At 69.0% G+C, this 25,589-nt stretch carries 21 protein-coding genes, 1 pseudogene and 3 CRISPR repeat arrays; of the genes and pseudogenes, 6 read left to right on the top strand and 16 right to left on the bottom strand.

The annotated features are described in order from the left end of the window. Positions 1 to 212: 212 nt before the first annotated feature. Both AC068A_RS19160 and AC068A_RS19155 read left to right on the top strand, forming a co-directional pair. Complete coding sequence (locus AC068A_RS19160) at positions 213 to 377, top strand: hypothetical protein (protein WP_478586336.1); 165 nt, start codon at positions 213 to 215, stop codon at positions 375 to 377. 303 nt (positions 378 to 680) lie between these two features. After that, entirely contained in the window at positions 681 to 1,046 is a 366-nt protein-coding gene (locus AC068A_RS19155; protein ID WP_478586334.1) for a hypothetical protein, read from the top strand. 136 nt (positions 1,047 to 1,182) lie between these two features. Here the strand turns inward: AC068A_RS19155 and AC068A_RS19150 are convergent, their stop codons facing one another. Together AC068A_RS19150 and AC068A_RS19145 are read right to left on the bottom strand one after the other, a co-directional pair. Beyond that, a complete protein-coding gene (locus tag AC068A_RS19150; protein ID WP_478586333.1) occupies positions 1,183 to 1,953 on the bottom strand; it encodes a hypothetical protein in 771 nt (256 codons plus the stop codon). A gap of 1,156 nt (positions 1,954 to 3,109) precedes the next feature. Then, positions 3,110 to 3,508, bottom strand: a complete 399-nt coding sequence (locus tag AC068A_RS19145) for a VOC family protein (RefSeq protein ID WP_478586331.1) — start codon at positions 3,506 to 3,508, stop codon at positions 3,110 to 3,112. A gap of 93 nt (positions 3,509 to 3,601) precedes the next feature. On the opposite strand from AC068A_RS19145, the gene AC068A_RS19140 reads away from it, so the two are divergent. Together AC068A_RS19140 and AC068A_RS19135 are read left to right on the top strand one after the other, a co-directional pair. Then, positions 3,602 to 4,591 carry a helix-turn-helix transcriptional regulator gene (locus AC068A_RS19140; RefSeq protein ID WP_478586329.1) on the top strand — a complete coding sequence of 330 codons (990 nt, stop codon included), beginning with the start codon at positions 3,602 to 3,604 and terminating at the stop codon, positions 4,589 to 4,591. 737 nt (positions 4,592 to 5,328) lie between these two features. Beyond that, positions 5,329 to 5,967, top strand: a complete 639-nt coding sequence (locus tag AC068A_RS19135; protein ID WP_478586328.1) for a hypothetical protein — start codon at positions 5,329 to 5,331, stop codon at positions 5,965 to 5,967. A 50-nt stretch (positions 5,968 to 6,017) separates the two neighbouring features. After that, a CRISPR array of direct repeats spans positions 6,018 to 6,473; the repeat unit is 29 nt; unit sequence CGAACCACCCCCGCGTCGGCGGGGAGGAC. 20 nt (positions 6,474 to 6,493) lie between these two features. Here AC068A_RS19135 and cas2e read toward each other — a convergent pair. The 10 genes and pseudogenes from cas2e to AC068A_RS19085 form a co-directional block, all read right to left on the bottom strand. After that, positions 6,494 to 6,817 carry a type I-E CRISPR-associated endoribonuclease Cas2e gene (gene cas2e, locus AC068A_RS19130; RefSeq protein WP_478586327.1) on the bottom strand — a complete coding sequence of 108 codons (324 nt, stop codon included), beginning with the start codon at positions 6,815 to 6,817 and terminating at the stop codon, positions 6,494 to 6,496. Continuing rightward, positions 6,817 to 7,743, bottom strand: coding sequence for a type I-E CRISPR-associated endonuclease Cas1e (gene cas1e, locus AC068A_RS19125; RefSeq protein ID WP_478586325.1), 927 nt, complete (start codon positions 7,741 to 7,743; stop codon positions 6,817 to 6,819). The genes cas2e and cas1e overlap by 1 nt, the downstream gene beginning before the upstream one ends. A 68-nt stretch (positions 7,744 to 7,811) precedes the next feature. Beyond that, on the bottom strand, positions 7,812 to 8,468 hold the full coding sequence (gene cas6e, locus AC068A_RS19120) for a type I-E CRISPR-associated protein Cas6/Cse3/CasE (protein WP_478586323.1): 657 nt from the start codon (positions 8,466 to 8,468) through the stop codon (positions 7,812 to 7,814). Continuing rightward, positions 8,465 to 9,262: a type I-E CRISPR-associated protein Cas5/CasD gene (gene cas5e / locus AC068A_RS19115; RefSeq protein WP_478586321.1), complete on the bottom strand. Its 798-nt coding sequence runs from the start codon at positions 9,260 to 9,262 to the stop codon at positions 8,465 to 8,467. The genes cas6e and cas5e overlap by 4 nt, the downstream gene beginning before the upstream one ends. After that, positions 9,259 to 10,389: a type I-E CRISPR-associated protein Cas7/Cse4/CasC gene (gene cas7e, locus AC068A_RS19110; protein WP_478586320.1), complete on the bottom strand. Its 1,131-nt coding sequence runs from the start codon at positions 10,387 to 10,389 to the stop codon at positions 9,259 to 9,261. The genes cas5e and cas7e overlap by 4 nt, the downstream gene beginning before the upstream one ends. Further along, entirely contained in the window at positions 10,386 to 11,075 is a 690-nt protein-coding gene (gene casB / locus AC068A_RS19105; RefSeq protein ID WP_478586318.1) for a type I-E CRISPR-associated protein Cse2/CasB, read from the bottom strand. The genes cas7e and casB overlap by 4 nt, the downstream gene beginning before the upstream one ends. Beyond that, positions 11,072 to 12,685: a type I-E CRISPR-associated protein Cse1/CasA gene (gene casA / locus AC068A_RS19100; RefSeq protein ID WP_478586412.1), complete on the bottom strand. Its 1,614-nt coding sequence runs from the start codon at positions 12,683 to 12,685 to the stop codon at positions 11,072 to 11,074. The genes casB and casA overlap by 4 nt, the downstream gene beginning before the upstream one ends. A gap of 859 nt (positions 12,686 to 13,544) precedes the next feature. Then, positions 13,545 to 14,060: a CRISPR direct-repeat array (repeat unit 28 nt; unit sequence GTCCTCCCCGCCGACGTGGGGGTGTTCC). 539 nt (positions 14,061 to 14,599) lie between these two features. Further along, positions 14,600 to 15,073: a hypothetical protein gene (locus AC068A_RS19095; RefSeq protein WP_478586317.1), complete on the bottom strand. Its 474-nt coding sequence runs from the start codon at positions 15,071 to 15,073 to the stop codon at positions 14,600 to 14,602. A gap of 13 nt (positions 15,074 to 15,086) precedes the next feature. Beyond that, complete coding sequence (locus AC068A_RS19090; protein ID WP_478586410.1) at positions 15,087 to 15,863, bottom strand: hypothetical protein; 777 nt, start codon at positions 15,861 to 15,863, stop codon at positions 15,087 to 15,089. A 315-nt stretch (positions 15,864 to 16,178) separates the two neighbouring features. After that, positions 16,179 to 16,538, bottom strand: a pseudogene (locus tag AC068A_RS19085) (helix-turn-helix domain-containing protein); the annotation flags it as partial. A 146-nt stretch (positions 16,539 to 16,684) separates the two neighbouring features. Here AC068A_RS19085 and AC068A_RS19080 point away from each other — a divergent pair. Both AC068A_RS19080 and AC068A_RS19075 read left to right on the top strand, forming a co-directional pair. Continuing rightward, positions 16,685 to 16,840: a hypothetical protein gene (locus AC068A_RS19080; RefSeq protein WP_478586315.1), complete on the top strand. Its 156-nt coding sequence runs from the start codon at positions 16,685 to 16,687 to the stop codon at positions 16,838 to 16,840. Positions 16,841 to 17,168: 328 nt separating this feature from the next. Then, a complete protein-coding gene (locus AC068A_RS19075; RefSeq protein WP_478586314.1) occupies positions 17,169 to 17,642 on the top strand; it encodes a glycine-rich domain-containing protein in 474 nt (157 codons plus the stop codon). Between the two features lie 431 nt (positions 17,643 to 18,073). Further along, a CRISPR array of direct repeats spans positions 18,074 to 18,407; the repeat unit is 29 nt; unit sequence GTACTCCCCGCCGACGCGGGGGTGGTTCG. A 150-nt stretch (positions 18,408 to 18,557) separates the two neighbouring features. Here AC068A_RS19075 and cas3 read toward each other — a convergent pair. The 4 genes from cas3 to AC068A_RS19055 all read right to left on the bottom strand — a co-directional run bounded on the left by cas3 (position 18,558) and on the right by AC068A_RS19055 (position 25,508). Beyond that, positions 18,558 to 21,428 carry a CRISPR-associated helicase Cas3' gene (cas3, locus tag AC068A_RS19070; RefSeq protein WP_478586312.1) on the bottom strand — a complete coding sequence of 957 codons (2,871 nt, stop codon included), beginning with the start codon at positions 21,426 to 21,428 and terminating at the stop codon, positions 18,558 to 18,560. A 294-nt stretch (positions 21,429 to 21,722) separates the two neighbouring features. Beyond that, on the bottom strand, positions 21,723 to 22,625 hold the full coding sequence (locus tag AC068A_RS19065) for a DciA family protein (RefSeq protein ID WP_478586310.1): 903 nt from the start codon (positions 22,623 to 22,625) through the stop codon (positions 21,723 to 21,725). Continuing rightward, positions 22,625 to 24,433 carry a hypothetical protein gene (locus AC068A_RS19060; protein ID WP_478586309.1) on the bottom strand — a complete coding sequence of 603 codons (1,809 nt, stop codon included), beginning with the start codon at positions 24,431 to 24,433 and terminating at the stop codon, positions 22,625 to 22,627. The genes AC068A_RS19065 and AC068A_RS19060 overlap by 1 nt, the downstream gene beginning before the upstream one ends. Before the next feature lie 805 nt (positions 24,434 to 25,238). Further along, positions 25,239 to 25,508, bottom strand: a complete 270-nt coding sequence (locus tag AC068A_RS19055) for a helix-turn-helix transcriptional regulator (protein WP_478586307.1) — start codon at positions 25,506 to 25,508, stop codon at positions 25,239 to 25,241. Positions 25,509 to 25,589: the final 81 nt, after the last annotated feature.

The raw sequence follows: 25,589 nt of genomic DNA, 5'->3' as shown, positions 1-25,589 counted from the left end.
GTCAAGCCTTCGGATCGAAGGGGGATGGAGGATTACACCAATGGAACGTCTGCTACTGCGCCCGCTCCTGGATGTTCATCCACCCACGGGGCGACTGAGGACGCGATCGAGGCGGTCGCCGCCGAGTACTGCCGTCGCCTGGCCCAGCGCACGGGCATGCTCGTGCAGTCGCTTCCGGTGTCGCCCTCACCGCCTCACCGCGCAAGCGAGCGGTGTATCAGCTGGAGATCTTCGGATCCTTCTTTGGGCAGGTCACCGAGCCGGCGGTGCGCAAGGCCGTGCAGCTCCTGCACGGGCAGGGCAAGACGCCCAGCAACGGCGTGGGCGTACGCCGGACCCGGGAGATCACCCTCCACCCCGGTCACCGCGCGGCCTGATCAACGCGGCCTCGTACGAAGAGCCCCGTGGCAGTGGACGGTCCCGGTCAGGCCGGGAGGCGGCCGGTGGCGCGCAGGCCGATGACGTCGGCGGCGTGCTGCTGGGCGGCCAGCATCCGGTCGGCGGTAGTGGGGGCGGGGGGCTCGAACACGGCGGGTCCTGCCTCGGGTGGGAGACGGCGGCCGCGTCCTTGGATACCAGCTCCGCGGGGCTCCTGATCTTGCCGGATACTCATTCCTTCCCTGGCATCCCGACTACGCTTGCCATGGTCACGGCCAAGATCGAACGAGGGGGGTACACCCATGCCGTACGAGACCGGCGCGAAGGTGAAGCTGACCAGGGATGTGCAGGTCACCGCAAACGACACGGCGGCCAGGATCGGCTTCCCCGGTCCGCTGTGCCTGGCCGAGGGCTTGGAGGGCATCGTCACGGCCTCGGCAAAGGAAGCCGGCGGCGTGGCCCAGGACGGGCTCGCGGAATTCGAACGGCGAATCCGCGGCGTCCAGCTCGATGGCTACACGGCCGGCCTAATCGACAACCTCCGTCAGCAGATCATCGGGCACGGAGGGTTCGACGCCGGAGTCGGCTCTCAGATCAGATACAGGGTGCGCTTCGAGAACGGGTTTGTTCTGGGCGGTCTTGAAGAAGGCTGGCTGACCGAAGCCTGAGTACCTGCCACGGCGCCCCCGCTGGCCGGCGGGGGCGTCGCGGTTTCGTGTCACCAGTTCTCACCGGCCTCGCCCGAAATGGCGGACGGGAGCCGGCGAAGAAGCCTCACCGGCCACCGCGCCGGTGCGGTCCTCCTCAGCCCGGGTAAACGATCGAGCCCAGCGGCGGACAGGGGATGAGCATGGTGCCGGCGCCGGGGCGTTCGACGAAAGCCCGGGCCTCGGCGGCCCGCAGGCGCTGGGAATCCAACTCTTCGGCGTGCCAGGCGTCACGCCTGGCACGGGAGTAGTCCCACGAGTCGTCGATGAGACTGAGGCTGGTATTGCCGGAGCTGCGCTGGAAGTCCAACTTCAAGGCGGCCTGTTGGAGTGCGGTCTGGGTCGCGGCGAGATCGATGCGGGTGATCAGGACGCCGAGGGTGTTCGATTCCCGGGTCGGCATGGGAGCCTGCGGAAGCAGCGACACCCCGGTGTCGAGGCGGCCGATGTTGTCAACGGCCGCTGTCTGGGCGTCCCGCGACATGAGCTGCATTTCCTGGTGCAGCCAGAAGAACTCGTCGAGGTCCGCCTCGGTGATGCGCATCCGCTGATACAGGGCCCGGAAGCGGGGATCGTCGTGCAACGAACGTAGAGGGGCGACGTGGAGCGCCACGCAGTCGTTGTAACCGGCTGCCACCGCGGCGTCGAGGTGGAAGATCCCCTGGTTCGCCTCTCCGCGTAGGACGGCCAGGACGCCGAGGCTCGCGTGGCCCGCGGCGGCGAGCCACGTGCCGTCGGGGCCGAGCGCCGTGGCGCGCGCGACGACGTCGTGGAAGCCCGCGGTGCCCACCGCGGCGGGACCATTGGTCAGGACCTCCACCAGCAGTTCGTGAACACGGGCGGCCAGTGAGTTGACGGTGTCGACCATGGATCTCCTCGGACCTCGGCGGTGAAGAGCGTAAAGGGGGTTGAGTCTCTGGCAACCCCCATGTAGATGACGGAAGGACGGGGTGAGCGGTTCCTGCTCGGGCCGGGCCGTGATCACGAGTGGCATCGGCTTCTGGGCCTGCTCGACCGCCGGGTGGGTCTTGGCAGACAGTCGAGTCCACGCTCACGTCCAGCAGGTCAGTCCATCTCGTCGCCCCCGGCGGTCAGCAGCAGTCGCATCGGGGTCGCGCAGGACCTGCAGTCGATGGCCATCGGCCCTGCGCTCCAGACCGTGGGTGAACGGGCAGCGGAAGAGCTGCACCAGGTCTGCACCGTCGGGCCCGGACGGCAGGCCCGGGACGTCCCGGCAGAAGAACTGGGCGAGACCCACGAAAGGCACCGGTCCATCCTCCTGGGGTGGGCTGGCGTCGGGCCGCGGCCGGCTCCGCGGCCATTCGCCCGCGGTCCGGGCGATGCGGATCTCGTCCGGCGCGTAACCCTCAGTCTCGCGCTGGTGGGCTCGTGGCAGACCGGCCACATGTCGCTGTCCGGCCACAGCATTGGCCCGCCGACATGGCTGTCCCGCATGCCGGGCCGCCCCGGCCTGGGGTGCAGCCGCGTGGTCCGGCCCCGATGAGCGGCCAGTTCCGGGAACACCGCCTCCACGGATATCGGTCTGGCTTGTCCTGGTCATGTGCAGACCGTGGTCGGGCGATGCCACGCGAACGGATTGCCGCGGGCTCTTTCGGCGGTGTCGCGCGGCGCCCGGTCACATCAGACGAGTAGGGGCGCTCCAGCATGAACCACGACCAGCTCGCCGACGCCCTCGCCCGCGCGAACCGCGACTGAAGGCGTCGCACGCGGGAGCGCCGTTCGGGAGAGCGGCCCCCTCATCTGCTAGGTGTGGTGTCTCAGGACGTTGTTTCCACGGCGTCCTCGAAGGTGAGCTGCTGCGGGATCGTTTCGAGCGGCTTCGGTGGCTGGTCGAACACGATGCGGTAGTCGCTGCCGGAGGTCCGGCTGACGGGTGGCCGGCCTCCGAGCGCTGAGTGCGGGGGCTCGTGGTTGTCGTAGTTGAGGAAGTCCGCGAGCGCGGCCCTGCGTTCTTGCTCGGAGGTGTGATCTCGGGGCTCCCGCGTGAGCGGCTGTGCGTGGCGTCAGCGTGCGAACTTTTCGATGGCCTCCGGGGTGACGGGGGTGAAGAAGTTGACGAGGTTGCCGTCGGGGTCGCGGAACAACAGCGACCGGTTGCCCCAGGGCATCGTGGTGGGCTCGTTGACGAAGTCGGTGACGAAGCCGGTCAGGTTCTGGTGAACGCGGTCCACGTCGTCGACAAGGAACTCGGTGATCACGCTGTGGTTGTCCGCCGGGCGGGCAGAGGCCGGGGCGAACAGCGGGACGGTGCGGGTGCTGGCGATCGCGAGGGTTGCGCCCGCGGTCTTGAGTTCGGCGAAGTCCTCGGTGGCCCGTATCGCCTGCATCCCTGTAGCTCGCTCGTAGAACTCGACGAGGCGTGCGACGTCGCTGGTGATGATGCGGATCGAGACGAAGTCCATGGGAATCTCCTTGGCTGTGCTGGAGGCGTGCACGTCGCAGGCTAGGAGAAATAGTGGACAGAATCGGTCCTGTATTCGCGTTAGGCTGCGAACATGCCACGACCCACCGGCCGCGTGCTGACACTCCTGGAGCTGCTGCAGTCGGGCGGCACCCGGACTGTGGCCGAGCTCGCCGACCGTCTCGGCGTCGAAGGGCGCACTGTGCGGCGGTATGTGGACCAGCTGATCGACCTGGACGTGCCCGTGGAGTCGGTGCGCGGCCGCTACGGCGGGTACCGGCTGGCTCCCGGGTACCGCTTGCCTCCGCTCATGCTCAGCGACGACGAGGCGCTGGCCGTGCTGCTCGGCCTGGTCGCCGGCCGCCGGGCAGGGCTGACGACGACGGAGCGCACGGCAAACGAGACGGCGTCAGCGAAGATCCGGCGGGTGCTGCCCAAGCACATCGCCCGCCGGCTCGACACACTCCTGGAAGCTCTCGCCTTCACGGATCAGCCCGGCGAGTTGGACCACCCCGACGCCGGGCTCCTGCTCACCATCGCCGATGCGGTGCGCCACCGCCGACCGGTCTCGATCCGCTACACCGACCGCGACGGACGGCGCAGCGAACGCACACTGCACGCGTACGGGATCGTCGCCCATGCGGGCCGGTGGTACGTGACGGGCAAAGACGCCCAGGTCGGCGAGGACCGAACCTTCCGGCTCGATCGCATCGCAGCCGCGAGGGCCCTGCCCGGCTCATTTGAAGCGTCCGTGGGTCCCGGTCCGGCACAGCGCGTGTTGTCAGGATTCGCCACGGCCGAGTACCGGCATGAGGTGACCTTGCGGATCCACGGGACAGTTGAGCAGATCCGCGCGCACCTCCCCGCCAGCGTCGCGAGCCTTGAGGAGCACGAGCCCGCGGCCGGCCAGGACCCGGCGGCCGAGCACTGGCTGCGCGTCGAGCTACGGGCGCAGCAGCTCGACTGGTTGCCTCGGATACTCGCCTCACTCGACCGGCCGTTCGTCATCGAGCGCCCCGATGAACTACGCGACCTCGTCATCGCGCTCGCCGATCGCCTCACGTCCTACGCCCGCCAAGCCTGACAGCGAGGAACCAATGTCATGAGACGGCACACTAGGCGGCGGCGCCGGTACGGCCTACGTAGACGATCACCATGGTGTCGGGGGTCTCGGTGATCTCGCACAGGACACGGTATCGCCCCACATGCATCCGGCGCGGATCCGAAGAACCGCCATTGACCCCGAATCGCGGCCGAGCAGGCAGGGGAGACCGTAGAGAAGGCCGAGCCCGCTGCGAAGCCCCCGGCGCTGTCGAGCTCATGGAGCCCTGCGCACGTCCGTTGGGCGGGCCCGGAGCCCCAAGGGCCCTGGAGAGAAGGGTCAGCATCTGCAAGTCCCGACGGCGGCAGGGAAGAAGCCAGCTCCGCAGAAACCACCACATCGACGGCTGGTCCCTCCGGTCCCTCATGAAGGCCGGGCTGTACGAGAAGGCCACCAAGGCCTGGCCGACTGGTATCGCCGTTCGGCACCATCAAGCGGAACAGCCGACGTCACCTCATGTTCGTCCACCGGCCGAGGCCCGCGCACGCCTGGACCGGACCTGCCGTCGGCTGCGGCGCCCGCGGCCACGGGAGCGTTGAAACACCCGGGCTGACCGCCGGCACCGCGTCGAAGCGACATACTCTGGCCCCACACCGAGCTGGATCAGGCTTGCTGCGCCGTACGCCGCCACCCGCGACCAAGTCGAGCAGCACGGTGTCGCCGGGGAACGGGACACCAGGCGTGATCGGTTACGCACCGCCAAAAAAGAAGGAGTCTGTGTGATACGCCGTACCGTCCCAGTCGCCGTCCTTGCCGCCGCGGCCTGCCTCTTCGCGCTTGCCGGGTGCGGCACCACCCGGGCGGGCGCTGGTATCGGCGTCGGCGCGTCGGTGTCCGCCTCCGCTTCCGCCACGCCCGAATGGGTGAAGGCAGCGGAGGCGGCGGCTGCGGCGGAACAGCAGCAGCACGACCAGCAGTTCCCGGAGATCGCCGCCCGTTGCGCGGACGCTGTCGCTGCCACATCGAGTAGCGAGCCGAGTGCCTCGCAGGACCCTCAGGCGGCCAAGTACGCCGAGAACCACGCTTACAAGATCAAGGGAAGGCTGAGTGCCCGGGCCGAGTGTATGGGGCGGGCACACGCGGCCCGGATCACCCAGGCCTTCACCATGGCTGGCAAACCCCCGTCCACGACTGGCCCCGCGCTGAAGAAGACCTTGGCCGAGCTCGGCTACCCGACTACGGAGGCTGAGATCAACGCCCCGGGTCTCATCCTGGAGTTCGCCTTCATGGTCAAGGGCACCGGCGCCTGCGTCAGGGGCACCCTGGCCATCCCTGGGCAGCCCGGCTCCGTGACCCGAGTCGAGGCACATGGCCCGTACATGGAGGGCGGCTGCATCGAGCCGCGCGGCGGCCACTGACCTGCACGGGTCCCCAAGGAATCGACTGTGCCCGCAACAAGCCGCGCCCGCGAACCACCCCCGCGTCGGCGGGGAGGACAGCAGCAGCGTGCGCAGCGCGATGGACTGGGCCGAACCACCCCCGCGTCGGCGGGGAGGACTCAAGGATCTGGCCAAGTTCCTCATTGACCAGAGAACCACCCCCGCGTCGGCGGGGAGGACGCCTAGAGCGGCAAACGGCCCCGACCCGCGGGCGAACCACCCCCGCGTCGGCGGGGAGGACGGCCACCTGGCGATCACCGGCGACATGGAGAGCGAACCACCCCCGCGTCGGCGGGGAGGACGACCGCGCATCGGCCAGCCCCGGCCACGCGGCCGAACCACCCCCGCGTCGGCGGGGAGGACTCGGCGAGGATGGCCACGACACGAAGACGCTGCGAACCACCCCCGCGTCGGCGGGGAGGACTGCCGGATCCGGCTGGCCTCCTCGAGGAAGCCCGAACCACCCCCGCGTCGGCGGGGAGGACCCTTTCTGACCTGCCCCGTTCTAGGGGTATTGCATTTTCTTTACCTTTGGCTGCGACTCGATCCCTGTCATACGGATCAGAGTGAGACCATCGAAGTCCATCGGCACGCGGCGTCTCGTGCCAGCTGTGCGCAGTGCATACCCCTGTTCGGTCGGCGCCGGGTGGATCAGAAGGGCTTGGCCGTCGCCGACTATGTCAGCGACCGCATTCCACAGCTCATCGCGCACGCGTGCAGAGATGGTGCCGACGAAGATTCCGGGCACGACCTCGGTTGTCCAGCGGCTGAGCGCGCCTCGAAGGTGGTCCGGGACCGCTGTTGTGGCGATGATGGCCATCGACGGCATCAGTCGGCCTCCCCCGCGTAGTTGACGCCCGCGGGCAGCGCACCCGCTTTGGGGTCCCATAGGTGGACCATGTCCACGTCCTGCCGTTCGGGGCGGGACCCAGTCATCGTGGCTTCCGGGGAGAGGAGGCTTTGGACATCCTGAACGATCCGCGGCAGCAGTCGCAGCAGGCGCAGGTCATCACGGAACTTGCGGCGCACCTCCCGTTCGGGATCCGTTGAGGCGTGGAGCGAGAAGGCGGCCGGCAGCGTGGTCTCGGCCTTGTACAGGTCGGCGACGTCGTACACGAACGCATGCTGGGTGCCTGCGTGCACGAAGCCGAGGGCAGGCGAGCAGCCCAGGGCGAGGAGGGCAGCGTGGGCGATGCCGTACAGACAGGTGTTGGCGGCGGACAGGGCGAGATTGACCGGGTCCTGTGCCTGCCACTGGTCCGGCTGATAGGCGCGGCGGAAGCGTCCGATGCCGTGCTGCTGGGCCAGCAGACGGTAGAACGCCTTCATCCGCTGCCCTTCCATCCCCCGCAGCTGGTTGAGGCTGACCCCTGTCGGCACGTCGTCGTCGAAGCGCATGCGGTACATGCGGATGGCGACTGCGAGGCGTCGTTCAGGATCGGAGTAGGCGTGTACCTGCTGCTCGAGCCAGTGGGTGGTGAGGGAGTCGGGCAGGACTGATGCGTAGGCGCGGACCCCGCCGGCGCCGGTGACGACCACGCTCGTGCCGTGGCGGGCGAGCGTGGCCATGGCACGGGTGGTGATGGACACGCCCGGTCCGAGTAGCAGGCATGACAGGGCCGCCGTGGGGATGTAGACGAGGTCGGTGCGCTGCTCGTCGACCTTGATCTGGGCGCAGACGCCTGTGTCGTCCTGTACGACGCGCACCATGTCGAGGTACAGGAAGGAGAGGGAGTCGGCCACGCGTGGCAGCATGGCCAGGGTGGGGGCTGCCAGGTGGCGCCTCGCCTGAGATCCCCTCCCTTGCCTTCCTTTCGTGCTGGTCACGCTGCTGGGGCGAGGGTGAGCAGCCCGGCGCCGTAGGGTTTGCCCCTGCCGATGCCGGCCAGGAGGGCTGCGCGCAAGGCCTGGGGATCGTTCACCGTGGCGGTGCCGTCGTAGCGGACAAGGGTGTGCCGCAGGGGCGGCGCGTTCTTGGCCGTCCGGCGGGCGGGCTCCATCGGCGTGGGCAGCACGGAGTTGAGTTGAAGCCCTGCACCCTCTGCCCTTCGCGTCCACCACTGGTCTGCTTCCGGCCCGGTGAGGGGTATGACCCGTCCGCGTTGGTGCTTCAGCTCCAGCCCGAGTCGTTCCCGCTTGGCCGGGTTGACGACGATCCGGTACCGCACGCCCAGCCCTGTCCGCAGCGCTGCGAACATGGGCGACAGGTCCTTGACCTCGATGCGTCCGTAGCCGGCGGGCAGGTTGCTCTCGTCGATAGGTGCTGTGGCCTGGACCAGCACGGTGGTCTCCGACTCGATGGCGTCGACCCGGTAGAGGAGGCCGCTGTGCAGGCGGGGGCTGTCCCCGAGCCCGTCCGGAACCAGCCGCATCAATGTCCGGTGCATTTGCGTGGCATCCCGAAGATCCCGCTGTACTGCACGGCTGCCGGGATTGAGCCGGATCCGGGCGAGGACTGCCGTGGGGGTGGTGGTGATCATGAGACCGTCTCCGTGAGTGTCTCGCCCTGTACGGCGTAGTCGATCAGTCGCTCGTGAAGCGTGCCTGGCTGGCCTGGCAGGAGCGAGGCGGGAAGCGTCTCCACCGTCCGGTGAATGTGGCGCTTGCCGTGCTCGCGGCCGTGCTGCGCAAACGTGACCGGTCGGTCGTGGGATGTCAGCAGGACGGCATCAGACCTTCCCGCAGGCAGCTGCTCCCAGAGGAAGTCCACCTGCACACTGTCGTCCGGTCGGATCCGCCGGCCGCGCCGTTCGTCGATGTACGGGCTACTCAGCGGAACGCGCTCCAGCAGCTCCCCCACCGGGTCGGCCACATGTGGCCGCAGCAGGAACGGCTCGTCCGGCACACAGGAGCGCCGCCCGAGATACGGCGCCCAGTGCGGACGGGCGAGGGCTGCGGCGAGCCGGTCGATGTCGGCTCGGGGCCCTTGCACCGCGACGACGAACACGGCGTCGGCAAGGTAATGCCGCCGGGTGATCACAGCATCGCCCTTGTGCTTGCCGCCGCTGGTCGCGGCGGTGAGGTGGTCGGGCTGTCCGCCGCCGACGGTGTGGTAGTCGCTGAGCAGCACGCCGGGCCGGTCCACCCGCACGGTGAACTCCAAAGGCTCGTACCGCTCAAGGGACGCGCCACGTACCAGCCCCTCCGCTGCTGCCAGCATGCCAACCAGCCCCGAGCGGGTGGGGAACGGCGCGGTGTCGCGGACGGCGGAGAACACCGAGCGCTCCCCCCACGACTGCAAGGGGCCTGCCAGGCGGAGCAGAAGTCCCGTCACCGCCCGCCGTCCCCGGCCTCGGGAAGTGCCGCCTCGACTGCGGCAGCGATCAGCTCCGGGAAGGAGGAGTGAACCTGGCCGAGGTGCTCGTACGTGTCGGAACCGACCGCGGTGTGGCCGTGGAAGATGCGGTTGCGGTGCCCGGTGAGACGGTTGACCTCCCCCGCATACGCTGCCAGGGCGGCACGCGAGGGCCCCGAGAAACCCCCGGCGCGGTCTGCGGTCACCGGCGTCTCGAAGGCAGCGGCGAGGGACAGCGGCCGCTGGGACCGTACAGCGGCGTAGGCAAGATCGGGGATGGTATGCGGCGCCGTGCTGTTCCTCTTTGCCTGCGGCAAAGACATCAGGAAGTGGTCCGCGAACGATCCCAGCACGGAACGCGCCGTCTTCGCATCGCCCTCGAGGTTGGTCAGCAGATCGGTGACATTGACCGACGCGAAGCGGTAGAACACCCCAGCGCTGAACTCCGCAGTGTCGAGGTGACCGCTGCCGGTGTCGGCCTCGCCAAGCCAGTCGTCGACCGCGGTGAAATAGTCCCGCTGCGGTTCGCTGGCGTGCGTGGTGAAGGCATGCGCGACCTGAGCAGCCCCGTCGACATTCGCCCCAGGCAGTTCAGCGAGCATACGACCGAGCAGACTGATGGACGCGGTGCGGCTCTTGAGAATCGCCTCGATCCGATCGGCCGGCAGCAGCGCCCCCGGCTTGGCCTTGCCGACGCCCGCCTCCAGCACCGAGCGGTGCTCCATGCAGACGGCTACCAGGTCGTCGATGCCGGCCTCGGGCAGGAACAGCAGCACGGAGGTGTGACCCGCTTTCTCGGTGCCCAGCCCCTTCTTCCCCGCGCTGGCCGCAACCTGGGCGCCGGCGAACGCCGCGAGGTCCTCGGGCCAGCCGTCAGCGACGAGGGCCTGCTTGACCTTCACCGGGACTTGGCGAGTGCGGGCGGCGTTCTCCCCGAGATCGCTCTCGACGCCCTGCCGGATCACGCGCTTCCACGACTGGCTGGAGACACGGATGCGGGAGGTGTTGCCATACCGCACGCTCTTGGGAGAACCAAGATCGTCCCGGTTCAAGTTGGCGACCGGCACCGACTGGATGGCGTTGAGGTCCAGAAAGAGGGACGTCACGAGTTCTCCTCGGCAGATTCATTGTCCGTGTGCTGCGTGCGTGCGGCGCCCACAGCGGGCGGCGTGTCGTCTTCGGCGCTGCGGATGCGGAAATAGCTCTCGAGCCAACGGGTCGCAATGCGGTCCCTGCCCCGGTCCCACCACACGAGGTCCTCGAGCAGCACGGCCCAGTCCAGGTACACACCCCGGCCGGAGAGCTGGCGAGTGAGGGACGGCAGCCTGCCGTGGACCGAATCACTGCTGATCCGCGCCATCAAATGCAGGTCGGATTCGGCAGAGCCGGCTTTGAGGACGCCCCGGTTGACAGCATCCGCCAGCGAAGCGCCGAAGTTCGGCCGATCCCACCATCCGAGAGCAGGCGCCACCAAAGTACGATCCCCGTCCGCAGCCCGCTCGACGCTGCGCTCTTCCTCACGCGCAGCACGCGGGCGCGCCGCGATCAACGCCGCCACCGCGTAGTACGCCCGGCGCGCATCGTGGTGCAAACCCTCGGGAAGCCGACGCGTGAGGTGCCGGTGCAGGCGGTGACAGCGGTCGTAGGACTGCCCGACACCGCTGCGCAGATCAGCCTGGGCTCCCTTGTCCTTCCCGCACAGCTTGAGAACCTCGGCGACGAACTTCTCGGAACTGCGCAACGCCGCCGGATCCGCTGGCCCCAACGGCCCCGAATACTGCGTCGTGGTCATACCCCGCCCCCTCGAGACGCTGCAACGGTGGATCGGATACCCGGCGCCGACGGACGGAGCACCGAGCGGATGGCGGACCGAGCGCTTACCCGCGCCCGAGCCACCCGTACATCTGCGCTACTGGCCCCGAGCACGGCGTCCAGTGCCCCCATGGCCGCCTCAACGAAAGGCGGGCGCGGCGGATCCGCGAGCCGGTCAGCGCCCACCAACTGCCAGAACAGGCGCTCGGCCTGAGGCCAGTAGCGGGTGAGGGCAGCCTGCGCCCACGGCCCGGGCTTCCTCGCATCCAGCTTCACCTTCGTCGTCGGCTCGGCCGGGGGATCAGTGGCCAGCCTCCAAGCCAGCCTGGCCGCGTAGTGCAGCATGCCGCCCACCTCTTCGGCAGCCTCGCGGCAGTGCCCGACACGCATCGCCATCTCCGGCTCGGGACCGTCCTCCTGCCACCCCAACACAGGCGGAGTCATCGCCTCGAACCAGATGCTGTCGCGCTGCTGACCGTCCTGGTCGAAACCGTAGGCACGCACACGCAGCGTCGGCGCCAGATCAGGAGGCAGTTCATCGAAAGCCGCCGGGCGCCTGCTTTGGCCACCGCCCTTCAGCAGCAACGCATCCAGGTCACGCCAAAGGGCCCGGCTGCCGTCTGCCGACCGGGCATAGGGCTGACCCCCGCCCGCCTTGGGCATGTCGAGGATCACGTACGGGTCCCGGGCAGCCCGAGCCGGCTCGTGAGTGGACCAGGTGAGATAGGCATCCGTCACCACCGACTGATCCGCCGAGGGCACCAGGAGCGCGGCGTGGCGCGCACGGCCGGTCAGGAGCCGGGCGGGCCAGCTCAGCCGCGGCGAGGGACCCAAGGGGTCCGGCAGGTCGGCTTCCTCCCAAGGGCATGCGTCCCCCGGCCCCGGTTCGGCACCGCTGCCGGGTGCCGGCACGGCCAAGACGAGCGTCGTGAACAGATCACCCGCCCAGGGATGGTAGGAGACGGTCTTGCGGAGCGGCCCGGCGTCCCCGTTGCCCGGCTTCACGCTGGTGATCCGCCGCGGCGTGCACTGCCCGGACGGCCCGTAGTACAACTGGGCGATCAAATGCCAAGCCGCCTCGGCCGGAGGAACCGGCACAGGCGCGGTGTCAGTGAAATGCCCAAAAAGAACAGCCCCGTTGACACCGGTCGGACGACCGAGGACCAGCTTGTTGACACCCGAAGGGTTCGGCTGGCCCGCAGCGTCAACACACTCCACACGCAATCGCGGATCCTGAAGAAACGGCCGCACAGAGTCGAAAAGATCGAAACGCCCTTCAGGTACTTCCCTGTCGAGATAGTCGTCGACCGCACCGCGATCGAACCGGCCCAAAGCCAGGACCCGGCCCCGCAACCCGAACCAGTCATCTGCATCCTCGGCCAGACCCCGGTCATCCAGCCTCACTCCGCCGGCATCACGCGCAATACGCGCGGTCATGGCGGCAAGGATGCGCAGTAGCCCGGATGCCGCAGGCGGCACAGGAAGCTCCAGGTCCGCGATCTCATGAGCACGCCCAAACAGCCCCCGCAACCCCACACGCGCCGCCGAACCATCCCTAAACCGCACAGGAACCCACGGCTCATCCCGCACATCGAACCCGGCAACCAACGGTCCCTCCCCTCCCGTTCCATCACCTGCCACGCATCACTCGGGGGCATCGGGCGGCTGCCCCGCGCAGCACCACCCGCCAGACGCAGACAGTGAAACACCCCCCACTGACAGCAACCGCGCCCAGTAGAGCAGCCGAGACATGCAGGCGTACTCAGAACACCCAAAGAAGTGCGAAGGAGCGGGAACCACTGGCGATCTAGGGGGAGCCTCCTCTAACCTCCGACGCGCGGCCGCTGGCATCAGCTGCACCCAGCACCATGGCGAATCCGAGCCCCCTTGCTTCATCACGCCCGCCACAGCGCTCGCCGTGATCACCACCGTGTTCGACCTCGCACCCAGGAGCGACCTGCAACACAGTTGCTCATAACGGCTGCCGAGTCCTCCGCCATCTCGGCGGAGGCAACTGACCCCCACCACCACCTTCGACGGAACCCGTCGCCCTGGGGACCGCAACAAACAAACGGCGATGAAATCCTCACCAATGTGAGGGTGTGCCGTGCGACGGAGCAGGGAGTGCCCCTGACGCGCTGCTCTCCCCACCGATGTGGGGGCGCCCAGCACCACACATCCCCCAGCACACATCAGCCCCGCCGGAGACCGAGCCACTCACCCAGCATGTCGCAGGCATACCGCCCACACACCACGGCGCGTACCAGAAGCAAGCAGAAACATCTTCGGCCCCCTCAGCCAGGTGAACGGCATCCGTGTGCTGTTCTGGGCTTTGCATCCTGCGCGCTGGCCCCATCGGCCCTTAGGCTTCCGCCATGACAACGCCCCCTTATCCCCACCAGACGGCAAAGAACGTGCAAAGCGCTTAGGAACCTGCAGGTCACGAAGGGTCCTCCCCGCCGACGTGGGGGTGTTCCGACGCGCGTAACGAGCACACATGAAAGCGGCCCGTCCTCCCCGCCGACGTGGGGGTGTTCCCTACAAGGTCGATATCGAGGCCAGCCCTCGTCTGTCCTCCCCGCCGACGTGGGGGTGTTCCGGATGCTCTGGACGATCGGAGCTGCCTCGTTCGGTCCTCCCCGCCGACGCGGGGGTGTTCCGCGTCTTCCACGCGGACGCCCCGATCCAGCCCGGTCCTCCCCGCCGACGCGGGGGTGTTCCGGCTTGCCGCATCCGCTCGAAGATCCAGCCGTCGTCCTCCCCGCCGACGCGGGGGTGTTCCGTCGCTGCGTGGGGTTGGCTGCACGGGCTGTGAGTCCTCCCCGCCGACGCGGGGGTGTTCCTCGAACATAGACGCCTTCCATCGCCCTAGACTCGTCCTCCCCGCCGACGTGGGGGTGTTCCGTCGGTCATCCGGTGAATCTCATATTCGGGCATGTCCTCCCCGCCGACGTGGGGGTGTTCCGCCGGCCGCCGATGGCGGCGGGGATTCCGCCGAGTCCTCCCCGCCGACGCGGGGTGTTCCGACCGCGGACGAGCAGGTCGTCAGCAGTACCGCGCTCCAGGACGATGACCACCTCGCACTGTCCGTGGTCGCTGGCGGCTGGTACGCGGTCGAGGCGTACCTCGATGTCGAGGGCGACCCGGCCGGGGACCTGACGATCGGCTGGTCGGTGCCGGCCGGGGCCACGATGTCGTGAACGGAGGCCGGTGTCTCGGCGGGCAACACGAACAACATCGGGTCGATCAAGCTCCAGCGGAACGACGCGGCGACGACGTCCGGGGTGGGCATCATCGCCGCGGGTTCGTCGGTGTGTCCGGTGGGCCGCCTGACCGTGGGCGGTACGGCCGGGACGCTCCAGCTGCGATGGGCACAGACGGCATCGAGCGCCACCCCCACGGTCATCAAGACCGGGTCTTGGCTCCGGCTGACGCGGATCGTCTGAAATGCCCCCTCTCCGGCCTGCGGGCCGCGGGAGGGGGCGCTTTCGTGCGTCCGGCACGTCAGCGGGTTGCGCCCTCCGGCCAGAGGATCCGCACTGGGACACCCGTGCGCTCGGCATACGCCACCACGTCGGCAGTGCCGCCGTACCCCCATGCAGGCTTCCCGTCCCAGATGGCCAGCAGCTCGTCGACCAGGCCCACGAGGATCTCGCTGCCGGCCATGTGCGCTGCCGAATCGGAGGCAGCCATCCCTGTGCAGTGCACCTCGGAGGCCCGGCTCCTCAGATCGTCGTACACCGGCCAGTGCTCTTCCGGCAGGCCCTCGCGGTACTGCTCGGCGGGGAGCACCACCTCCAGGCGGCCGCCGTGGGCGAGAACGGACTCCGCGAACCACGCGTCGGGGCCGTCGGCGATGCAGGAGACGCCGACCAGGTCGGTGCCGTCGTGTTCCCGCACTGCGGCTTCGAGGAGGTCGCGCACCTTTCGCTCCACCTCGGCGTTCAGTCCACGGTGACCGGTGATCCCTACGCGCATCGCGTGTGCTCCCCTACAAGTAGATGTCGTGCAGCCGCTCGTCGAAGTCACGGACCACCTTGGGCGGCGACCCGGTTCGATACGAGCGCCGGACCGCGCGGGCACGGTCGACGATCCTCCCGGAACGGTACTGGAGGCCGGTCTCCAGCGCGCGGGAAGCCAACGCGAACGCGGCCTCCACCCGCCCGGCGGCGAGATGCCCGGCGGCGATGTCCAACACCAGAAGAGCCCGCTGTTTGGCGTGGCCGGTGGCCAAGGCCTCGGTGTCCGCCTCCAGCACCCACGACGGCAGCCCGAGCCGGGCCCCGCACGTGACTCGGACCGCCGCCACCTTGTTCTCGTTGAAGGTGAACACCCACGGCCACGGCGGAGGTTCCTCCGAACCCAGCTGCGCGGCCAAAGTCCGACTCATGGTCAGTGCCCGGTCCGCGGCCCGCTCGTCCCCCGCGGCAGCGTGCGCCAACGCCTCGACCGACGACAGCCACGCGTCCGCCACCGCTGGCCTGCGCGCATCCAGGTACTTGCGGGCCGTCCGCGTCCAGTTCAGTGCCTGTACTCCGTTGCCGGAGTCCGCCTCGAACTGTGCCATACTCCCGGCCTGGTAGGCGGCAAGCAGGGGATCCCCGGCCGTGCGAGCAGCCTTGATCGCCGAGCCGTACCACGTACGCGTCGAGCCGTGGTCTCCCATGTCCCAGGACAGCCAGCCCACGAGGCTTGCTGCCTCACTGCCCACGGCCGCCAGCCGGCCCCGCTGCTGGTCGTCGCTGGCCGCCCGGGTCACGTTCTGCACGAGTCGGAGGTGGGACTGGACTGCCTCGGCCAGTTCCCGGGAGGGCGTCGACCCGTCCAGGCGCCGGTATGAGGCGGTGCCCAGCCTCAAGGTCGCGGCCTGCGCTGTGTCACCCGGATCGGGGAGGGCGGACAGAACTGGGGCGACGGCGGCCGCGCCCATTCCGCCCAGAAAGTTGCGTCTTTCCACGTGCTCGTACCCGTCTCGTACTGCTGCATCCGCGATGCCCACGAGCGGCCCTGGAATGCCCAGGTGGACGGCTACGGCCGCCAGGACATCCGTTACGTACGCCCCGGGGCCGCGTTTCTCCAACCGGGAGATGGCTGATTGGGACAGCCCGCACGCCTGCCCTAACTGGGCCTGTGTCATGCGCGCGTCCTTACGGGCCAGCGCGATGACCTTGCCGTAGTCCTTGGTCCGGGATGCTTCTCTGACCGCTGGCGAGATGCTCAACGTTCCCCCCACATTTGCGCTTCGGTCCCTGGCAGCACGTGCGCGTACCCGCTGCGCGCATACGGGTATGCGCGTCCCGCATCGGAGATAGTCCCACGCCGACGCTGCCCCGTTGACTGGTCTCACCAACCCGCTGACGACGGTAGGGAGCACCGCTGTGGCTGATGGAACCGACTGGTGTGACTGGCATGGAGGGCCGTCCGAGAGCCCGGTCAGGGCCATGCTGGGCCCCTCCAACTCGGGCCCGGACGCCCACACGTTCGCGTGCGATCCGTGCCGGGTGCGGCGTGGCCTGACGCCCGTCGAGGACGAGCAGTGACCAGCATGGGCACCTCCTGCGCCGACACCCCCTGCCGGAGCTTTCGGAGTTGTCGAAGGAGCAGGCCCACGGCCGGGCGTGTCTGGCCTGCGGCAAGCCGCTGCGAGGAAGCGGCATCTACCGTGGCACGATCACGGGCGGCTACGGCGCGATCATGGTCACCGCGAACGTACGGTCCTGCCCGCCGCCGGGGTCCGGCCGGTGACCGCGGCCCGAATCTGCGCGCGCTGCCAGCGGCCCCTCGGCGCCCGGTACGAAACGATCACCGCCGACTCGGCAAGCGGCGCCCGCCCGGATCAGCACGCCCACCACCTCGGCGACCCAGCGTGCCGCCCGATCAGGGCGGCCGAGAGGTGACCGAGCGGACCCGCCAGGCCCTGTACGTACTGATCGTCGTCGGCATCCTCGGCGCGCTCGCCGTCGGCGTAGCGCGCACCTGACCTCTGCCCCCCCGCTGGTTCCATCCAATGCGGCGGGACAGACCGTCCCCCGCGGGACGTGCCCAGCACTCCATCACCGAAAGGAACGTCGAGATGGCAACTCCCACCCTGGCACCCTCCGCCCGACACCTGCTGTCCGCCGAGGGGTTCACCCGCGTGGTGAGCCTGGTGCAGCGTGACAACGACGGCGTCGAGAAGGCACTGGCCACCCGCATCGTCGACGAGTCGCTGAAGTTCGTCGCCGCCGCGGGCCAGTCCACCGGCCGGCACCTGCGGCCCTCGAAGGCCGTGGACATGGGTTGGCACGCGCTCATCCTCCACACGGCCATGTACCGGGAACTGTGCAGCGCCCTGGGCCGCTTCATCGACCATCGGCCGGAGGGCCCGGAGACACTGCGGCGCGACGCCGACACCCTCGACCGCACCATGGAGGCGATCCGCGAAGCGGGCTACGAGCCGGACGCGTACCTGTGGGGGCCGCTGGCGGACACCGAGATCCAGGCCGGCGACTGCATGCACAGCGAGTGCACCGAGGGTGGCTCCGCTTGCGCCGCCCCGCCCGCCTGATTCGGCGAGGGGCAAACCGGACGTCAAGCCGCTGTCGCCCCGCTACAGTCGACGGCATTCCGTCCGGAGGGAGTTACTGGTGAGCGAAGAGGCCGACGAACGAGGACGGTGGGCTGACCCTCGGTTCCGCGAGGTAGTGGCGACCTGGGATACGACGCGGGTCGAGCGACGACCTGGGAGGCGGCCTCGCCGGGTCTGCCCGCACGGGGCGGGGGTGACTCTTATGGTCGACCCCGAAACCCGCACTCCGAGCAATGTCCAGTGCGGAGACTGTCTGTCCGAAGCCTAAGCACGGGAATCGCCCCGGCCGGATCGCTCTCGCCCCGGCCGGGGCTACTCGCGTACGAGCTCGGCGAGCGGGACACCGATCGCGTCGGCGATCAGGATGAGGGAGTCAAGCAGGGGAGAGGCTTGGCCCTGCTCGATCCGGAGTACTCCCCGCCGACGCGGGGGTGGTTCGGCCGACGAGATGCTGCCCTTCCGGATGGCGCCGTACTCCCCGCCGACGCGGGGGTGGTTCGCCGGGACATCCGCCCACAGCCTCAGCGCCTCCGTACTCCCCGCCGACGCGGGGGTGGTTCGCCATGGGCATGGACGAGGCCGCCGGCCTCGCCGTACTCCCCGCCGACGCGGGGGTGGTTCGATGAACATCGCGAACTAGGAGCAGCAGATCGCGTACTCCCCGCCGACGCGGGGGTGGTTCGCCGGACGGCCCGGCCGGTAAGGACTGGGAAGTGTGCTCCTCGCCGACGCGGCGGTGTTTCGTGCAGGTCCGGATCGGTGCCCGGGGTGCGGGCGTGGTTCGCGCCGATGCAGGGGCTTCCAGCGCTGGTGGCAGGTTTGATGCCTGCCGAGGGTGTTCCCAGCTACCCCGCGGATATGGGGCCGACCAGCACTATTCGGTGATGGTCGGCCTCATTCACGGCTGAGGCCGAGTCGTTCGTCCAGCCACAGGCGCTGTCCCCCTAGCTTCACGGGCTCGGGGCGGTTCGCCCTCATCGCCTGTCGTAGGAGCACCAGGTCAGCCAGCATGGGATGGCCGGCCCAGTCGGCGGGCGGAGCAATAGCATCTGCGTCTGCATCGCGGAACCAGGCTGCGTTCACTGGAATCGTTCGCGCCATTACCGTGCGTACGTCGGGCACCGAAACTCGTCCGTCTGTGTCGGCAGTCGGCAGTGGCTTAAGACCTTGCGGGTCGAGCGTTTCCCGCCCGTCCTCGTGCACGTACACGCACAGCAGGCGCACCGAGTCCGCGCCGAGCCGGGTGGCTGCCTCCCATTCGTCCTCGCTCCCGGGTAGGTGGTGCAGGGCACTCAGGCTGCTCAGGAGTCTGGCCTTGCGGATGACGACCATCTCTCCCACGCTGCGCTGTGCCGATTCCTCTCCCAGGAAGGCCGTCCAGGCGGCCGACTCGACCGGGCTGTCCCAGTCGTAGCGATCCGTACGATCGCCGTGAACCCTCTCGACCAGGCCCTGGACGTCGTCGGGGATGGCGATCCGCTGCCCGTTCCGTTCGGCCAGCAGTTGAGATGTCGCCCTGAGCAGTGCTTCGTGGTAGACGGTGCCCCACTGCTTCGGCACGTCTCCCCCGTCGGTCAGCGGATCGAGGACGATGAGTTGGGGCCCGGCATCCTGAGTCCACGGGGGCCTGGCGCGACCACCCGGCCTGCCGTTCTTGGCCCACCACGTCTCATGTCGCCAGCACCTTCCTGCCCGCTGCAGGAGCAGCGAGATAGGGGCGAGGTCGCTGATGACGACGTCGGCATCCAGATCGAGTGATTGCTCGACTACTTGTGTGGCCACGATGATGCGACGGATTGGGCGCGGTCCGATGCGACCCATTCCGATCGTGACGGCCTGCGTCCGTCTCTCGCGCTCGTCTGCGGGGAACCGGGCATGCAGCAACTGCACATCTTCGGTTGTGGTTGCCGGCGTTGCCCTGGCGAGCCAGCCGCTGAGGTGCTCGTATGTTTGCTGGGCGTCCGCGACGGTGTTGCAGACGACCAGAGCGCAGCCTTCGCCGTCTTGCACGATCGGCTGCAGAAGACGTTCGATCACTGCCAGGCGCGCCCTTTCGCCGGCGGCCGCGTTGTGGTCGACGGGTTCCACCTGTATCGCCAGCTGCATCCAGCGTTCGGCTGCCTGTTGCTTGCGGTCTGCTTCCTCGATCTGTGTGAGTCGGCCACTGGCGGCGTCGACGTGGAGCCATCCCGGGTATGGGACGGGAAAAGCACGGCTCTCCAAGTCTGTGGGACTGTGTCCGGCGCCCTGCAGATACTCCTTGATCAGTCGGTCGCTTACGGAGGCCGGCAGCGTCGCCGAGAGCAGGACGACAGGAACCCCGTAGGCTCCGAGCCAGTTCAGCAGGCGGCCGAGCAGGACCTGCATGTACGGGTCGTACGCATGGGCCTCGTCGACGATGAAGGTCTTGCCGGACAGTGCGAGCAGCCGCAAGGCGTTGTGACGCACCGGAAGGACAGCCATCAGAGCCTGGTCGATCGTGCCGACGGCGTACTGGGCGAGCAGGGCCCGTTTGGCGCCACGCAGCCACTGGGCGGGCCGCATGCACGCAGTGTGCCGGTAGCTTCCCCCACTGGGATGTTCGTGCTCGTCGTCGCACAGCAGCACGAGGTCACCCTGGTCAAGGTCACCGTCGGCGTAGGCGCTGCTCAGCCAGGCCATGCTGTGCGTCAGGGTCAGACCAGCGCCGATCCCACTCTGGCGGACCAGCATCCCTGCCACACGGGAGTGCATCTGATCGCTGGTGGCCATCGTCGGCAGGAGAAACGCGAACCCTCTCGTACCGCACATCGTGGAGAGCACCCGCTCGGCTTCAAAAGCCGCCTCGCTCTTACCGTCACCTGGAGCCGCAGTGACCACGAGAATGCCGGCACCAGGCGCCGAGTCTCCTTCCTCCTTAGTCCGCCTCAACGCAGCCGACAAACCGGCAGCCACCGAACGCTGCAGAGGATTGGCATCCCCCTCGATGCCATACGCCTCAGCGAAACCCCTACGTTCCAGCTCGACAGTGAGCAGCCCCGCTTCCCGCACCAGGGCCCCGGCACTCGCACAGGAATCAGCGAAGTGCTGCTCCAGACAGCGGGACAGACCACGTTGGCGCCGCTTGAGGTAGCTCTCCTGGCTGACGAGCCAGTCAGCAAGCATCACGACACCCGTGACAAGCACCGCCGCCGACGCCTTGAACACAGTGGGCGGCTGCGGAGCACCCACCAACTCATGAACAAGTGAGGCATGCGCAATACGCTCCCGCTCCCAGGCGGGCCCGCCCAGCAGGGCTTGGTAGGCCGCGCTCCGTGCGCGTGTCCAGTCGAACGCGTGAAAGCGCCCGTGGTGCCCGCCAATGACCTCGGCGATGCGCTGGACCGCCTTGTCCGCGGCTGCGACATCGGCAAGCCCGAGCGCTGAGAGGAGCACGGGAGCCGCCTCCATGCCTGCCACATCGTGGCGCATCCACTCAGAGCCGATCTTCCCTGTGTCGCCTCGCAGCTCCTCACTCAGACGGGCATAGGCGTGGGCATCGCAGAGCTGGAACCCTGAGATTTTTCCGATGTCGTGAAGGCCCGCGCAGAGTCCGACCAAAGCGCGTGCCTGCTCAGGGCCCTCCTGCAATCCGGCAGCGATGGCACGCCGCTGGTTCTCCGAGAGATACCGATCCCATAGGAACAGAGCCGTGGCTGCAGCATCGAGCAGGTGCCGGACGAGCGGATACGGCTCATCAAGCCCGCGAGCCTTGCCGAACACAGACTCATCGACCGGCTTTCTCATCACGACTGGCTCCCCGGGACAGGGCGACGGGCTACTCCGACCCAATCAGATCGCACTGACAGTGCCCTTGTCCCCGAAACGGTAACGTTCTGCCATGACCCGCCTTGCGACATTCAAGAAACTGCAAAGCCCTCTCTAGCATGCAGGTCAGAAAGGGTGTTCCCCGCCGACGCGGGGGTGGTTCGGTGTCGACCGCGCCCATGACGAGCGTTGTCTCGTGTTCCCCGCCGACGCGGGGGTGGTTCGGCGACAGGCGTCGGTTGAACCGTGACCCAGTTTGGCAGGCGGCCGCGCCTACAACGCGGTTCTCCTCGTCGGTGCGGTCGTGACTGGCGTTCGCGTTGACGCGGGTGAGCAGCTCGGCAGCTCAGCCGGTCTGATCCAGTGAGCAGGTTGTCTTCTGGACCTGGGCGGGCAGCTGGGCGAGTCCGGCGCTTTCGGATCGGGCCCGGTGCAGTGCTCGCAGGCGTACGGCTTCAGCGTCACGCGCCGCTGGACGAGGGAGACGTCGATCGGCGCCGGCTGATCATCGCGGGCCGTCTCCGGCTCCGGAAACGCGCGACGGCTTGCCTCCCGAAGGACCCGGTTCTGCCGCTCGACAGCAGCCGCGATGGCCGGGTCCGGCTGTCGCCGTGTGTGGGCTTGCTGGTGGGCTTCGAGTGCACGGCGGTAGCCGGCCGCTGCCGTCTCGCGCGTACGTATCGGGCCCTGTGGGGCTGGATTCCGCATCGGGCTCGGCTCGGCGGCTGCGCTGGATGCTGGCAAGGGTCCGGGTGACAGTACGCGGACCTTACGGACCGCGTCGGTGCGCGCGGACCGGTTGGCATCGGTGATGATCCGCGACGTCTCCAGCCGGGCCTTCGTCGCCCAGGTCGGGGAGTCCGGGCGCAGCGTCAGCTCCCCGCGCTCGGCGTCGTAGCCCACCGCCGCGATGTGTTCGGCGAGGTCGGGGGCGAGGGCCGCCCACCGCTCGCACAGCCCGGCGCCGGCCGTCGGGATCTCCCAGCCGCGCTCGGCCATGAGCGCGGTGAACGCCTCGCCGAGGCCCATGGGGGCGCGGCCGTCGCGCCGGACCGTCCGGGTGCCCCGCGGCTTGCTCTTCGCCGTGCGGGCGCCGGTCTTCTTGGCGGCCTCCCGCGCGGCCCGCAGGGCGACACGGGCCAGGTCCATGCCGCTGAGCTCAGCGCTCTGGCTCATCAAGCCACTTCCCCGGCGAGCTCCTGGGATCGGTGGGTGAGGCAGACGCTGCGGGTCGGCAGGGCCCTGCGGGTGCAGGGCACTTCACCGTCGCGGCCGGAGCAGGTCCCCGGGACCGACGGCGTAACGGGCGCGGCAGGCGCGGCGACGGTCAGGGCGTCGGCCTCCTCGCGGCAGAGCTTGCACAGACCGGTGTCGACGGCCCGCCCGGTCAGGAAGATCACGCAGCCACAGCCGCCGCACGAGGCGCGCTGCGGGCCTTCGGGCTCCCGAGGTGCCGGGACCCGCGCCGGGCGCCGGATGGCGGCGTCCAGCTCACAGTCGAAGCAGCGCCCGGACAAGCCGGGGCGGGTACCGTGCCGGGGGCACAGGCCCTGCTCCAGGCGCTGTTCGACCTGGCGGGCGGCGCGCTGGTCCTGGACGGTCTCGGCGCACAGCTCGCAGGCCGCGCCGGTCCGCCAGATGATCCCGGCCTCGCAGTCCTGGTAGCCGCAGCCCCAGCGGGGCAGGGCCACCCCCAGCAGCCACCGGCCCGGGTCGCGGATGTCCGAGAGCGCCACCTGGGCCAGGCGGGCTGTGAGCCGGTGCCGGAGACGGTCTGGGGCCGTGCCCTCGCGCAGCTGACGGCCCACCTCACGGGCGATCTTCCGGGCAACGAAGCTGCTGGTGACCTGCTTCAGCAGCACGTGGACAGGCTCCAGCACGGCATAGATCTCCGGGCTCATGGCCAGCTGCGGTCCGGCGTACGACGACCGGGACGACCCCACGCCCTTGCTGCTGCGTTTTTCGCTGTTCGGCTTCGAGGAGGGCTGGCTGGTCTCACCCGCGCGCAGCGCGACACCACCCACGCCTTCCGAACGCGCCGCCGCGTCAGCCAGGCTTTCCACAGCCCCAGCAACCCTGACTACCGGTACCTCGCCTACGGCGGGTGAGATGGGTGCACGCTCGTCATCAGGTGAGTCAGTCCTAGGTGATTCCTTATACGCGAGGGATCCCTCACCAACCAACGGACCCGATCCCTCACCAACCAGCGAACTACCCGAGCCCTCCGCAGCGCCGCCCACGGGCTCCTGGGGGTACTCCTGGACCGCTGTCGGCACGGTGTCCTCGACCGGATCGCCGATCCGGACAGCGTCCGTCGGGGCGATGTCGTGGGCGACGAACCGGTGACGGCCCTGCACGCCCGCACGCCGCTGCACCGTCACCCACAGCGCCGCCTCCAGGCCGTCGACGACCTCACCGGCCGCCGCCGCGGTGATGGGCTGGCCGGCCCTCTTTCCCGAGTGGTGCCGCAGGTGTCCCGCCAGCTCCCCCTCGGTCAGCGCGATGCCCATCTGCTCCGCGAACGCGATCACTGCGTACGCACGTAACTGCCTCGGCGTGAGGTCCTCTGAGGCAGCCACCGGCAACCACACGAACTTCTCCGTCCGCGTCATCGACCGCACCGACCGCAGAGCGGACTCGCCCCTGCCACCGGGCAGGGTCCGACGGGTCGACCACAGCTCCACGACCCCGTCCGGCCCAGGACGGGTCAACTGCGTCATCCCCCGCTCCACCGACGCCACCGACAACCCCAGGTACGAGGCGATCGTCGCCGACCGCGCCTGACACCCCTCCGGACGCGCGGCCAGCGCCTTCACCTTCACGTACACCGCCAGCGCCACATCTGCGTAGAACGGCGACGACACCAGCCGCATGGGCACCTTCACCCGCTGCTGGCGCACCGGGACGGCAGCAGCGACCGGCGACGACATGGACGAGTGCGGAGCGGGGATCACCGCAGCGGCCGACGCCGCCACGGCGCTCACCGGCCCACCCGGAACTGCGAGATGAAGATCATCTCGGCAGCCTTGCGCAGGACCCCTGTGGACAAGGACCGAGAAGCGGCAAGCACCCCGCTCGGTCCCGTTCGGCAGGCAGAAATCTTGGATCCCGTCCCGCCCCGCGGGACGGAGCGCCGGATCGTCACGACGGCCGGCGCCGCCGGAAGGACATGGGTCCCCCGCTTTGTATAGGTGTCGCGGACGGGGGTTGGTGTGACAGTCAGACCCCAGGAATCTTCGTGATTAATGCCGCGAACAGGGCAAACGAGGTGTGATCGTCCCGTCATACGGGAAGCCCGTCGAGCCTGAAACGTGACGAAACGGACAAGGGTAAGCTGACAAGGGCCACCACTCTGGTGCACTATGAGAAACGACCTGCTCTCCATATAGCTGGACGACCGAGCCCTCCGGGCTGGACGACCGGGTGTGCGGATGTGACGGGATGCCCCCCCTTCGTGAGAAGCGGGGCAGACACCGATCGGGCGGGGGGAGATTTCTCCTCCCCTCCCGGTCCTGCTGAACCGCGACGCCCCTGTGGTGGGGGCCCGCGGGTAAGGCAACTGCTAGCTACAGCTGTGGTGGCCGTGGTTAGTGGCCGGAGAAAAACGAGCGGCTCGGTGAGCCGCAGCTCAGGACCAGCTGTGAACTGGGACCTGAGCGAGACGGGCCGCGCGAGGCCGGCGGGTGGTTAATCCGCTCTCGGCGCGCGGCCGATGGCCGTTAGGTCATCCCGACCCCCTCGAAACCGAAGGCGGCGTCGGCGACCCCGAAAACGGCCCGGACCGTGAGGTCACCCCTCATCAGACGCCCCCTCGGTGGCGGCGTCCGGGTGCTTCGCGGCCAGCCGGCGGAGAAGGTGGGCGTACTTCAGGCGATTACCGCGGTGAGGCTGGGTCAGTCCCGCCTCCCACCGTGCGACGGCGAGGCGTTGTACGCCGATGGCGTCGGCGACCTCGGCCTGGGTGAGACCCGCGGCGACGCGCAGCTGCTGTCGAATGCGGGGCGCGGGGAGGGTGTCGGCATCCACCAGGGCATCAATTCGCAGCAGCGGATCCGACATTGCAACCCCCACCCTAGATAACGTTTCCTGAAAAGATACACGGCCCCGGCGGTCTTCGGTACCGAGAACGAGCTTGTTGTC

It is taken from the genome of Streptomyces sp. NPDC043854, assembly GCF_056436005.1.
This window is presented reverse-complemented; position numbering and strand designations above follow the sequence as displayed.